The 12,048-nt window shown below is 42.1% G+C and carries 5 protein-coding genes, 27 tRNA genes and 2 rRNA genes; all 34 read left to right on the plus strand.

What is annotated here, in order from left to right:
• Positions 1–96: 96 nt before the first annotated feature.
• A 23S ribosomal RNA gene (locus DKL56_RS01690) occupies positions 97–3,004 on the plus strand.
• Between the two features lie 86 nt (positions 3,005–3,090).
• Positions 3,091–3,207 (plus strand): 5S ribosomal RNA (gene rrf, locus DKL56_RS01695).
• Between the two features lie 5 nt (positions 3,208–3,212).
• Positions 3,213–3,285, plus strand: a tRNA-Val gene (locus DKL56_RS01700).
• 4 nt (positions 3,286–3,289) lie between these two features.
• Positions 3,290–3,362 (plus strand) — tRNA-Lys (locus DKL56_RS01705).
• Between the two features lie 12 nt (positions 3,363–3,374).
• Positions 3,375–3,456 (plus strand) — tRNA-Leu (locus DKL56_RS01710).
• 35 nt (positions 3,457–3,491) lie between these two features.
• Positions 3,492–3,564, plus strand: a tRNA-Thr gene (locus DKL56_RS01715).
• Positions 3,565–3,575: 11 nt separating this feature from the next.
• Positions 3,576–3,647: transfer RNA gene (locus DKL56_RS01720), tRNA-Gly, on the plus strand.
• Between the two features lie 10 nt (positions 3,648–3,657).
• Positions 3,658–3,743, plus strand: a tRNA-Leu gene (locus DKL56_RS01725).
• 9 nt (positions 3,744–3,752) lie between these two features.
• Positions 3,753–3,826: transfer RNA gene (locus tag DKL56_RS01730), tRNA-Arg, on the plus strand.
• 5 nt (positions 3,827–3,831) lie between these two features.
• Positions 3,832–3,905, plus strand: a tRNA-Pro gene (locus DKL56_RS01735).
• A gap of 30 nt (positions 3,906–3,935) precedes the next feature.
• A tRNA-Met gene (locus DKL56_RS01740) sits at positions 3,936–4,009 on the plus strand.
• Positions 4,010–4,022: 13 nt separating this feature from the next.
• Positions 4,023–4,096 (plus strand) — tRNA-Ile (locus DKL56_RS01745).
• A gap of 36 nt (positions 4,097–4,132) precedes the next feature.
• A tRNA-Met gene (locus tag DKL56_RS01750) sits at positions 4,133–4,206 on the plus strand.
• Between the two features lie 3 nt (positions 4,207–4,209).
• Positions 4,210–4,283: transfer RNA gene (locus tag DKL56_RS01755), tRNA-Asp, on the plus strand.
• 6 nt (positions 4,284–4,289) lie between these two features.
• A tRNA-Phe gene (locus DKL56_RS01760) sits at positions 4,290–4,362 on the plus strand.
• 20 nt (positions 4,363–4,382) lie between these two features.
• Positions 4,383–4,453: transfer RNA gene (locus DKL56_RS01765), tRNA-Gly, on the plus strand.
• Between the two features lie 4 nt (positions 4,454–4,457).
• A tRNA-Ile gene (locus tag DKL56_RS01770) sits at positions 4,458–4,531 on the plus strand.
• Positions 4,532–4,543: 12 nt separating this feature from the next.
• Positions 4,544–4,633, plus strand: a tRNA-Ser gene (locus DKL56_RS01775).
• A 622-nt stretch (positions 4,634–5,255) separates the two neighbouring features.
• Positions 5,256–5,327: transfer RNA gene (locus tag DKL56_RS01780), tRNA-Glu, on the plus strand.
• Positions 5,328–5,356: 29 nt separating this feature from the next.
• Positions 5,357–5,443 (plus strand) — tRNA-Ser (locus DKL56_RS01785).
• 11 nt (positions 5,444–5,454) lie between these two features.
• Positions 5,455–5,528, plus strand: a tRNA-Met gene (locus tag DKL56_RS01790).
• A 3-nt stretch (positions 5,529–5,531) separates the two neighbouring features.
• Positions 5,532–5,605, plus strand: a tRNA-Asp gene (locus DKL56_RS01795).
• Between the two features lie 6 nt (positions 5,606–5,611).
• Positions 5,612–5,684: transfer RNA gene (locus tag DKL56_RS01800), tRNA-Phe, on the plus strand.
• Between the two features lie 7 nt (positions 5,685–5,691).
• A tRNA-Tyr gene (locus DKL56_RS01805) sits at positions 5,692–5,773 on the plus strand.
• Between the two features lie 4 nt (positions 5,774–5,777).
• Positions 5,778–5,848, plus strand: a tRNA-Trp gene (locus DKL56_RS01810).
• 13 nt (positions 5,849–5,861) lie between these two features.
• Positions 5,862–5,934: transfer RNA gene (locus DKL56_RS01815), tRNA-His, on the plus strand.
• Positions 5,935–5,941: 7 nt separating this feature from the next.
• Positions 5,942–6,013, plus strand: a tRNA-Gln gene (locus DKL56_RS01820).
• 21 nt (positions 6,014–6,034) lie between these two features.
• Positions 6,035–6,105, plus strand: a tRNA-Cys gene (locus DKL56_RS01825).
• A gap of 43 nt (positions 6,106–6,148) precedes the next feature.
• Positions 6,149–6,233 (plus strand) — tRNA-Leu (locus DKL56_RS01830).
• Positions 6,234–6,350: 117 nt separating this feature from the next.
• Positions 6,351–7,526, plus strand: coding sequence for a glycosyltransferase family 4 protein (locus tag DKL56_RS01835; RefSeq protein WP_074425711.1), 1,176 nt, complete (start codon positions 6,351–6,353; stop codon positions 7,524–7,526).
• Positions 7,519–8,562, plus strand: coding sequence for a glycosyltransferase family 4 protein (locus DKL56_RS01840; RefSeq protein ID WP_109715186.1), 1,044 nt, complete (start codon positions 7,519–7,521; stop codon positions 8,560–8,562). The genes DKL56_RS01835 and DKL56_RS01840 overlap by 8 nt, the downstream gene beginning before the upstream one ends.
• Positions 8,562–9,587: a lysylphosphatidylglycerol synthase transmembrane domain-containing protein gene (locus DKL56_RS01845; protein ID WP_109715187.1), complete on the plus strand. Its 1,026-nt coding sequence runs from the start codon at positions 8,562–8,564 to the stop codon at positions 9,585–9,587. Before DKL56_RS01840 ends, DKL56_RS01845 begins: the two co-directional genes overlap by 1 nt.
• Positions 9,588–9,656: 69 nt before the next feature.
• Positions 9,657–11,720, plus strand: a complete 2,064-nt coding sequence (locus tag DKL56_RS01850) for an LTA synthase family protein (protein WP_109715188.1) — start codon at positions 9,657–9,659, stop codon at positions 11,718–11,720.
• Positions 11,721–11,790: 70 nt separating this feature from the next.
• Entirely contained in the window at positions 11,791–12,024 is a 234-nt protein-coding gene (secG, locus tag DKL56_RS01855; RefSeq protein WP_046306231.1) for a preprotein translocase subunit SecG, read from the plus strand.
• Positions 12,025–12,048: the final 24 nt, after the last annotated feature.

Genomic DNA, 12,048 nt, shown 5'->3' on the forward strand with positions numbered 1-12,048 from the left:
ACTGAATATAATCCAAGAAAAACCGAGAAACAATCAAAGAGAACAGATTGCAAGAGCGACCGAGAGAGTTCGAAAAGAACGAATGACTTAAGGAAAGGTCAAGAAAAGAAGGGCGCACGGTGAATGCCTAGGCACAATAAGGCGAAGAAGGACGTGACGAACCACGAAAGGCTTCGGGGAGCAGTAAGTACGCAATGATCCGGAGATTTCCGAATGGGGGAACCCAATGCAGCGATGCATTACTATATATTGAATAGATAGGTATATAGGGCAAGACGCAGTGAACTGAAACATCTAAGTAGCTGCAGGAAGAGAAAGAAAAATCGATTTCCCAAGTAGCGGCGAGCGAAACGGAAAGAGCCCAAACCATATGATTTATCATATGGGGTTGTAGGACTGCAAGAAGGTAGTAAGGCGGATAGCAGAATTATCTGGGAAGGTAAGCCAGAGAGGGTGAGAGCCCCGTAAGCGAAATCCAAGAGACGCCGAGCAGAATCCTGAGTAGGTCGGGACACGAGGAATCCCGATTGAAGCAGCGAGGACCATCTCGCAAGGCTAAATACTAAATTGTGACCGATAGTGAACCAGTACCGTGAGGGAAAGGTGAAAAGAACCCCGGAAGGGGAGTGAAAGAGAACCTGAAACCGTGTGCCTACAAGTAGTCAAAGCCCATTAAAGGGTGATGGCGTGCCTTTTGTAGAATGAACCGGCGAGTTACGTTAATTAGCGAGGTTAAGTCAGAAAAGACGGAGCCGGAGCGAAAGCGAGTCTGAAGAGGGCGAGATAGTTAGTTGATGTAGACCCGAAACCAAGTGACCTACCCATGACCAGGTTGAAGGTGCGGTAAAACGCACTGGAGGACCGAACCCACGTAAGTTAAAAATTGCGGGGATGAGTTGTGGGTAGCGGTGAAATTCCAAACGAACTTGGAGATAGCTGGTTCTCTCCGAAATAGCTTTAGGGCTAGCCTGGTGCGAGGATGATAATGGAGGTAGAGCTCTGTTTGGATGAGGGGCCCATCAAGGGTTACTGAGTTCAGATAAACTGCGAATACCATATATCAAAGCACTGGAGTCAGACTGCGAGTGATAAGATCCGTAGTCGAAAGGGAAACAGCCCAGATCACCAGTTAAGGTCCCAAAATCTATGCTAAGTGGAAAAGGATGTGGAGTTGCGTAGACAACTAGGATGTTGGCTTAGAAGCAGCCATCATTAAAAGAGTGCGTAATAGCTCACTAGTCGAGTGACGCTGCGCCGAAAATTTACCGGGGCTAAGCATAGTACCGAAACTGTGGATGTGTAGTAATACACGTGGTAGGAGAGCGTTCTAAGTGCGGCGAAGCTTAATCGAGAGGATAAGTGGAGCGCTTAGAAGTGAGAATGCCGGTATGAGTAGCGCAAGATAGGTGAGAATCCTATCCGCCGAAAGACTAAGGTTTCCTGGGGCAGGCTCGTCCGCCCAGGGTAAGTCGGGACCTAAGGCGAGGCCGAAAGGCGTAGTCGATGGACAACAGGTAGAAATTCCTGTACTGCGTTAGATCGTTAATAGCGAAGGAGGGACGCAGGAGGCAAAGAACGCATGGTGCTGGATATCCATGTTTAAGCAATAAGTGTAGATAAGAGTTAAATGCTTCTATCTAGAAAGCACAAGTTGTGATGAGGAGCGAAATTAAAGTAGCGAAGGTTCAAGAGTCACACTGCCAAGAAAAGCTTCTAGTGAGAGCTAACGTACCCGTACCGCAAACCGACACAGGTAGTCGAGTGGAGAACACTAAGGTGAGCGAGAGAACTCTCGTTAAGGAACTCGGCAAAATAGCCCCGTAACTTCGGGAGAAGGGGTGCTGGTGTAAAAGCCAGCCGCAGTGAATAGGCCCAAACAACTGTTTATCAAAAACACAGGTCTCTGCAAAGTCGAAAGACGACGTATAGGGGCTGACACCTGCCCGGTGCTGGAAGGTTAAGGAGAGTTGTTAGCGTAAGCGAAGCAACGAACTGAAGCCCCAGTAAACGGCGGCCGTAACTATAACGGTCCTAAGGTAGCGAAATTCCTTGTCGGGTAAGTTCCGACCTGCACGAAAGGTGTAATGATTTGGGCACTGTCTCAACGAGAGACTCGGTGAAATTATAATACCCGTGAAGATGCGGGTTACCCGCGACAGGACGGAAAGACCCCATGGAGCTTTACTGCAATTTGATATTGAGTAGCTGTTAAACATGTACAGGATAGGTAGGAGCCAGAGAAGATAGCACGCCAGTGTTATCAGAGGCAATGTTGGGATACTACCCTTGTTTGATGGCTGCTCTAACCAGGACCTCTAAGCGAGGTATGGGACAGTGTCTGATGGGCAGTTTGACTGGGGCGGTCGCCTCCTAAAGAGTAACGGAGGCGCCCAAAGGTTCCCTCAGAATGGTTGGAAATCATTCACAGAGTGTAAAGGTATAAGGGAGCTTGACTGCGAGAGCGACAACTCGAGCAGGGACGAAAGTCGGGCTTAGTGATCTGGTGGTACCGCATGGAAGGGCCATCACTCAACGGATAAAAGCTACCCTGGGGATAACAGGCTTATCTCCCCCAAGAGTTCACATCGACGGGGAGGTTTGGCACCTCGATGTCGGCTCGTCGCATCCTGGGGCTGAAGTAGGTCCCAAGGGTTGGGCTGTTCGCCCATTAAAGCGGCACGCGAGCTGGGTTCAGAACGTCGTGAGACAGTTCGGTCCCTATCCGTCGTGGGCGTTGGAAATTTGAGAGGAGCTGTCCTTAGTACGAGAGGACCGGGATGGACATACCGCTGGTGTACCAGTTGTCTTGCCAAAGGCATAGCTGGGTAGCTAAGTATGGAAGGGATAAGCGCTGAAAGCATCTAAGTGCGAAGCCCCCCTCAAGATGAGATTTCCCATACGAAAGTAGTAAGACACCTCAAAGACTAAGAGGTAGATAGGCTAGGAGTGGAAGAGCCGTGAGGTTTGGAGCGGACTAGTACTAATCAGTCGAGGACTTGACCACAAGCTTGAGCGATCTGGAAGAGAGCGGATAGGTTTTTCAAAGAGGATTATATTTAGTTTTGAGTGTAAAAGCTCAAAGGAAAAAAGTACGGTGGCAATAGCAAGAAGGAAACACCTGTAACCATGCCGAACACAGCAGTTAAGCTTCTTCACGCCGAGAGTAGTTGGTGGGAGACTGCCTGCGAGGGTAGGACGCTGCCGTGCTTTATGGAGGATTAGCTCAGCTGGGAGAGCATCTGCCTTACAAGCAGGAGGTCACAGGTTCGAGCCCTGTATCCTCCATACCGAGTCGTTAGCTCAGTCGGTAGAGCATCTGACTTTTAATCAGAGGGTCGACGGTTCAAGCCCGTCACGACTCATGGCCCCATTTTGCGGGTGTGGCGGAATTGGCAGACGCGCTAGATTTAGGTTCTAGTGTTCTCGGACGTGTGGGTTCAAGTCCCACCACCCGTATTCGCCAATATTATTAATACCATATTTACATTTTTGCCGATTTAGCTCAGTTGGTAGAGCATCTGTCTTGTAAACAGGGGGTCGTACGTTCAAATCGTATAATCGGCATTCATAATTATGCGGAAGTAGTTCAGTGGTAGAACATCACCTTGCCATGGTGGGGGTCGCGGGTTCGAATCCCGTCTTCCGCTTTCATTACATGCCGGGGTGGCGGAATTGGCAGACGCACGGGACTTAAAATCCCGCGGTTGGTTTCAACCGTACCGGTTCGACTCCGGTCCTCGGCATCTAATGATGCGCCCTTAGCGCAACTGGATAGAGTGTCTGACTACGAATCAGAAGGTTGAAGGTTCAAATCCTTCAGGGCGCATATCCCGGGAAGTGGCTCAGTTTGGTAGAGCACCTGGTTTGGGACCAGGGGGTCGCAGGTTCGAATCCTGTCTTCCCGATTTGTAATTGAATAACGATTACATTTTGTTGGCGGTGTAGCTCAGCTGGCTAGAGCGTCCGGTTCATACCCGGGAGGTCGAGGGTTCGATCCCCCCCGCCGCTATTTGCTAGAGCTCGGACCTTTAGCTCAGTTGGTTAGAGCAGACGGCTCATAACCGTCCTGTCGTAGGTTCGAGTCCTACAAGGTCCATTAACTGGGTTTTGTACATTTATTTATTATTATAATCGCGGGATGGAGCAGTCTGGTAGCTCGTCGGGCTCATAACCCGAAGGCCGGTGGTTCAAATCCACCTCCCGCAATATGGTCCATTGGAGCAGTGGTTTATCTCGTCTCCCTGTCACGGAGAAGATCATCAGTTCAAATCTGATATGGACCGTTAAATGGCTCGGTAGCTCAGTCGGTAGAGCAAAGGATTGAAGCTCCTTGTGTCGGCGGTTCGATTCCGTCCCGCGCCATTTTTTATTATCAAAGTTTTGCGGGTATGGTTTAGTGGTAAAACGAAAGCCTTCCAAGCTTTAGTCGCGAGTCCGATTCTCGTTACCCGCTTTTGGGGCCTATAGCTCAGCTGGTTAGAGCGCACGCCTGATAAGCGTGAGGTCGATGGTTCAAGTCCATTTAGGCCCATAATAAAATAATGGAGACTTACTCAAGTGGCTGAAGAGGCGCCCCTGCTAAGGGTGTAGATCGGGTTATTCCGGTGCGAGAGTTCGAATCCCTCAGTCTCCGTATTGTATAAAAGACTATTGATTGATGTTAGTAGTCTTTTTTTGTGTTCTTTATGAAGTGTAGTTATTTTTTTACGTATAGATAAAATCGTAGCCATTTTTTAATGACACTAATCGCAGCAAATGTGAGGATATCTAAGAATGAATAGACTAATCACATACTTAGGGTTGGAATTTTAATTCAAAAATAGGGGACTCATTTGCCATACATGTTTTTTTAAAATGTACTCGAGAAGATATCTTCTCGCCCGTAGAGGATGATTAATTCAGCTATTAATAGCTTATTGAATAAACGTAATTACAATAAGTTAAGAGATATTTGAATACATGGTTTGATGATTACAATTAACGCTTACTGCGAGGAAATTTTTCTTTTCCACTTTAGAGTGTCGGAAAGAAACTCACCGGATGTAGGAATAAAGTCTTGGGAGACTAAGATAAGTGTGAAATATTCAATTTTTTAACAAAATAACTTGCAAGATGGTGTAGAATCCTGTATTATTAATAGCGTTGTGATTGACAGAACTGAGAGTTCTCAAGTAATAACGAATAAAAAAGCAGTTGACTTTAATAAGTAAATTAGGTATTATAATTAAGCGTCTTATGACGTTAGACAACAATTCGACCCGTTGGTCAAGTGGTTAAGACATCGCCCTTTCACGGCGGTAACATGGGTTCAAATCCCGTACGGGTCATTACCACATTTTATGGTATATTTACATTTGGAGGATTACCCAAGTGGCTTAAGGGGACGGTTTTGAAAACCGTTAGACGGTCTTGCCGTGCGTGGGTTCAAATCCCACATCCTCCTTTAATAATAATCGCGGGATGGAGCAGTCTGGTAGCTCGTCGGGCTCATAACCCGAAGGCCGGTGGTTCAAATCCACCTCCCGCAATATGGTCCATTGGAGCAGTGGTTTATCTCGTCTCCCTGTCACGGAGAAGATCATCAGTTCAAATCTGATATGGACCGTAGGATGGCTCGGTAGCTCAGTTGGTAGAGCAAAGGATTGAAGCTCCTTGTGTCGGCGGTTCGATTCCGTCCCGCGCCATCAGCCTGGAGGAGTAGCGAAGTGGCTAAACGCGGCGGTCTGTAAAACCGCTCTCTCTGAGTTCGGCGGTTCGAATCCACCCTCCTCCATAATAGGGATATCGTATAAAGGTAGTACATCGGTCTCCAAAACCGCTAGTGTGGGTTCAATTCCTACTATCCCTGTTAAAACTTCATGGCGGAATTGGTGAAGGGGTTAACACACCGGTTTGTGGATCCGGCATACATGGGTTCGAATCCCATATTCCGCCCTAGCATTGGGATATAGCCAAGCGGTAAGGCACTAGACTTTGACTCTATTATGCGCTGGTTCGAATCCAGCTATCCCAATCTATTATGAGAATATTCAATGGCGGTGTAGCCAAGTGGTAAGGCAGAGGTCTGCAAAACCTTAATCGTCGGTTCAAATCCGATCCCCGCCTTTAAAGGTTCAGTCCATTGAACTATTATTTTTTGTTTTACTATGGCGGTGTGGCGGAATTGGCAGACGCGCCAGACTCAAAATCTGGTGTCCGTTTAGGACGTATCGGTTCGACCCCGATCACCGCTATTATATGGCAGCTTCTTACTAGAAGCTGCTTTTCTTTTATATTTTTTTGCTTTTGTTTTTATAAAAATTGCACATGCAGGGTGTAATCTTTATAATACCTTTTATGGAGGTATTCAAATGAATATTGGTATTTTTACCGATACGTATTTTCCGCAAATTAGTGGTGTAGCAACATCAATCAAAACATTAAAGGATGCCCTTGAAAAACAGGGGCATAATGTTTTTATTTTTACGACTACTGATCCACATGTACAAAAGGGAGCAGTTGAAGCAAATGTTTTTCGCTTCAGTAGTGTACCGTTTATTTCTTTTACTGATCGACGTGTAGCTTTTAGAGGCTTTTTTGAAGCAACTAAGGTTGCTCGTGAAGTAAAACTTGATATTGTTCACACGCAGACGGAGTTTGCACTGGGAATGATTGGGAAATATGTTGCGCATCAATTAAAGATTCCGGCCATTCACACGTATCATACGATGTATGAAGACTATTTACATTATGTGCTCAATGGTCATCTTTTACGCCCATACCATGTTAAGCAATTTACCAATGTCTACCTCAAAAATATGGATGGCGTTATTGCCCCTAGCGAGCGTGTAGAGAAGCTTTTAAAGCGCTATAAGGTAACTATCCCTATGAAGGTAATTCCAACGGGAGTGGACATTGAGAGCCTAAATCAGCCTATTACTAACGACGTTCGTCACGATTTAGGAATCGAACCGGACGCACAAGTACTTTTGACCCTAAGCAGGATTGCTGGAGAAAAGAAAATTAACCGGATATTGAATGTTTTGCCGGAAATTGTAGATGAATTTCCAAAAGCATGTTTAGTAATTGCAGGTGACGGTCCTGATTTAGAAGTCCTACAAGAGCAGGTTGAGCGTTTGACACTAGAAGATAATGTCATTTTTGCAGGAGATGTTCCCCATGAAGATGTTGGTTCATTCTACAAAATGGCAGACTTATTTGTTTCTGCTAGTGATACTGAAACACAAGGACTAACTTATATTGAAGCTCTTGCTTCGGGCACTAGGTGTGTTGTTTATGACACTGATTACACTGAACGGGTATTTGATGATAAATGTTTTGGTGAAGTTTTCACACGACCAAGTGAGATGCGTGATGAAATTTTAGATTACTTAAGAGAAGGTCCAAGCGAAATTCCAGCTGATAAGCTAGCTAAAAAGCTAGATCAAATTTCCGCTAAACGTTTTGGTAGTGATGTTCATCAATTTTATGAAGAGGTAATTGAAAATTACCAAGAGGATCTCGAAGAAGAGGATACCAATGATTAGAATCAATATGTTTTCGCAAGCTGATTCAGTTAAAGGCCAGGGAGTCGGTTCTGCTTACAATGAATTAATTAGCTTATTGAGAACGCATTTAGTAGAAGAATTTTATGTTACGAATAATAAGTATGGTCGAAGTGATTTAACGCACTACCATACAATTAATCCAACTTTTTATGCTAATAGTTTTTCTCTAGCACGTGGGCGAAAAATTGGTTATGTTCACTTTCTACCTGAAACACTCGAAGGATCAATCAAATTACCCGCTCCAGCTAAAAAAGTCTTTTATAATTACGTAATAGACTTCTATAAGCGAATGGACCAAATCGTTGTCGTTAATCCTATTTTTATTGATAAATTAGTTAAATATGGCATTAGACGCGAAAAGGTAAAATATATTCCTAACTTCGTTTCAAAAGAAGAGTTTTATCCTGAACAACAGGCTGAAAAAAATGCCTTTCGAAATCAATTGGGAATTCCATTAGATAAATTTGTTGTTTTTGGTGACGGTCAAGTTCAAGCTAGAAAAGGTGTTGATGACTTTGCAAAGATGGCTGAAGCGAATCCGGAAATTCAGTTCATCTGGGCTGGTGGCTTTTCTTTTGGAAAAATTACGGATGGTTACGATCACTTTAAAGAGCTAGTCGATAATCCGCCACAAAACCTGATTTTTACAGGAATAATTGATCGGCAAAAATTAGTTGATTATTTAAATATTGCAGATTTATTCGTTTTACCTTCTTTTGATGAACTATTTCCGATGTCAGTTCTCGAAGCTTTTAGCTGTGGTACACCGGTGCTACTAAGAGATCTTGATTTATATAAAGCAATTATTGATGGCTACTACATGAAGGGCGAAAACTTTGAGGAAATGAATGAGCAACTGCGTCGAGTAGCGTATGATAAAACAATGCTAAATAAGTACGCTAACTTATCAAATATGGCCAGTGAAAAATATTCAGAAGATAATTTAGCCAAGATTTGGAATGATTTTTATCGTGAGCAATATGAAATTGGCAGAAGACTAGGACAGATTCACTAATGAATAAGAAACATTTATGGGGTATTGCCATTGTTTTACTAATCAGCTGCGGTGTATTGTACGTTGATCTTAAGGATACTCCAGTTACGCAGCTGGCTAATGCAGCTCATGGAATCAATTACGGTGCGTTAATTTTAGTATTTGCGTTGATGATACTTTCCTATGTGTTTGAAGCAAGCATCTTAGCAGTTTTAGCTCATCGCAAAGACGAACCAAAACGTTCAAAATGGTCCTTTTTTCGAATTCCTATCATTCAGGCACTGTTCAATGCTATTACGCCAATGTCAACTGGCGGACAGCCTTCTCAGCTTGCAGCAATGGTTCAAATGGGAATTGAGGGTGGCCGAGCAACATCGCTTCTTTTAATGAAGTTCATTATTTATCAAATCGTGGTTTTTCTCGCTTATGTGGTAACAATAATCACAGGCTTTAAGATGGTTGCAACAAAGTTTGCTGGTCTGGCATTCTTTATTGGAATTGGCTTCTTAATTCATGTGAGCTCGATTGTCTTTTTATTAGCTATTTTATTTGCCTATAACTGGACCAAAAAAGCTGCCAATTGGATAATGGATTTATTAGCAAAGTTTATTTCAACAGATTGCGTTGAAGTGTGGCGAAAGAATACAGTTGATAAAATTGATACTTTCTATACTGAAAGTCAAAAACTCAAGCGCGAGAAAAAGAAATTGTTTCTTAGCGGGCTTTTGACTATTTTACAGCTTTTATGTTTTTACTCAGTTCCTTACATGGTATTAGTTACCTTAGGTGTGCCTTCAAGTTGGGCAAGTGTAACGCAAATGAACATTATGATTATCATGTTTATGGCAATTATTCCAATTCCTGGAGCTTCTGGTGGAGCTGAATACAGCTTTCAGACTTTGTTTGCGACTTTTGTTTCTTCAAAAGGAGCGCTAGTTTTGGGGATGTTCTTATGGCGGTTTGTAACCTACTTTTTAGGAATGATTCTGGGAATTTTTGGTTGGATTTTTAAGCCGAAGAAAATCACTAATACACCAAATGATTAATTTTTACTAAAACCACTATGCATAACTGGCCTAAAGGGTACTATATTATCATAGTGAGAGGAGAATGGAATGACACGGATTAAGTCTTTCTTTCAATGGTTAGTTACTAATAAGCTAGGTTTTTTCACCATTGTCTTGATAACGTTTTGGCTAAAAACGTATTTGATTTATTTAACTAAATTCAATCTCGGTGCAGTCGGAGCGATGCAAAACTTTCTTTTGTTCATTAACCCACTGCCTGCTGCACTATTGCTACTAGGGATAGGTCTTTTCTTCAAAGGACGAAAATCGTATTGGATTATTATTGCAATTGATCTAATCCTTAGTATATGGTTATTTGCGAATATTTTATATTACCGTGAATTTTCCAATTTTTTGTCACTTTCAATTATTAAGACGTCTGGTTCAACTGCAGATAATCTAGGTAAAAGTATTGTTGGCATAACAAAAATAAGTGATTTTTCAACTTTTCTTGATGTAGCAGTCATTATAGGTTTGATGGCAAGTAAAGTTATCAAATACGATTTAAGGCCTTTAAAATTGAAATTTAATCTTTTACTTGAAGGATTAGCCGTGGCTTTAATTGGCGTTAATCTGATGATGGCGCAAAAGGATCGTTCAGGGCTTTTGACTAGAACGTTTGATAACAGCTATATTGTTAAGTATCTAGGGATGAATCAATATGCTGTGTATGATGCCTTTAAAACCGCACAGACAAGTGAACAGATGGCCAAGGCAAACGTTTCTGATTTAAGTTCTGTTAAAAAGTACTTGAAGGTTAATTATGTTAAACCTAATCCTGAATATACCGGTGTAGCTAAAGGTAAAAACGTAATTGTAATTCACTTGGAGAGTTTTCAACAGTTTTTGATTGGCTATAAATGGAAGGGGAAGGAAGTAACACCTAACCTAAATAAGCTGTATCATTCGAAGAATACTTTAAGTTTCTCTAATTTCTATAACCAAGTTGGTCAAGGTAAAACTTCTGACGCTGAAATGATGCTAGAGAACTCTTTATATGGGCTTCAATCAGGTTCAGCAATGTCAAGTTATGGTACTTCAAACACTTTCGAAAGTGCACCAGCAATTTTAAATCAAGCTGGGGGCTATACTACTGCTGTAATGCATGGTGGTGCAGGGTCATTTTGGAATCGAAATAATGCCTATAAGCAATTCGGCTACCATTACTTTATGCCATTGTCTTATTATGAGAACAAGCCAAAGTACTATATTGGTTACGGTCTAAAGGATAAAATCTTTTTATCGCAATCAATCAAGTATATTGAGCGTTTGCCTCAACCGTTTTATCTTAAGTTAATTACTGTCACTAATCATTATCCATATGATTTGAATAAAAAGAATCAGTCAATTGATCCAACTGACACTGGGGATGAAACTGTTGACGGTTATGTTCAAACGGCGCATTATCTGGATCAGGCAATTGGTGAATTTTTGCAATGGATGAAGAAAACTGGTCTTGATAAGAAGACAATACTTGTTCTTTATGGTGACCACTACGGTATTTCTGGGAATCACCATAAGGCTAGTGCTGAATTACTTAAACAAGATGACTTCACCAATTTTGACAATTTGAAGTTCCAACGTGTACCTTTAATGTTCCATATGAAGGGACTAAAAGGTGGCATAAAGGACACCTATGGTGGCGAGATAGATGTTTTGCCAACGTTGTTAAACTTGCTTGGCATTAACGACAAGGACACTATTCAATTTGGGCACGATTTGCTTAGCTCAAAGGCACCGCAGATTGTTGCCCAGCGTAATGGTGACTTTATTACGCCTGAATATGCTAAGGTGGGCGGTACCTATTACTACACCAAAACCGGTGAAGAGATTGAGAAACCAGACAAAAAGCTTAAGACTAAGCTGGTAGCAATTTCAAATAAGGTAACTACTCAATTGTCATTGTCTGATCGTGTCATTGCGGGTGATTTACTACGTTTTTATAAGCCTAAAGGCTTCAAAAAAGTAAATCCACATGATTATGACTATAATGAAAAAAAGGCACTTAAACAGCTATATTCTTCTAAAACTAAAACATCTTTGTGGTATCAAAATCACAAGAAAACAACTCAGAAGCAGTTCAAAACTGATGCGCCAGAGTTAGAAAAATAAAAGCTCGAAATAAAACATATTTTGTGCTAAAATTTATCAGTAATCGTATCTGTATATTGGAGGCAGCGTATTGTACAATTTATTTATGACGCTACTAATTATTGTTTCAATTTTAATTATCATTGCAACAATGATGCAGCCGCAGAAGCAACAAGATGCATTAAATGCCTTATCCGGCGGTGCAGTATTTAGTGGTCAAACGAAGAAACGTGGTTTTGAAGCATTTATGGAGAAAGTGACATCAGTATTACTAGCTCTCTTTTTCATTTTTGCTATTGTATTAGCTTATTTGTCTTCAAAATAGTAATGGTTCCTCCCGATCAAACGA

Origin of the sequence: Lactobacillus apis, assembly GCF_003150935.1 — a bacterium.
Classification (GTDB): Bacteria; Bacillota; Bacilli; order Lactobacillales; family Lactobacillaceae; genus Lactobacillus; species Lactobacillus apis.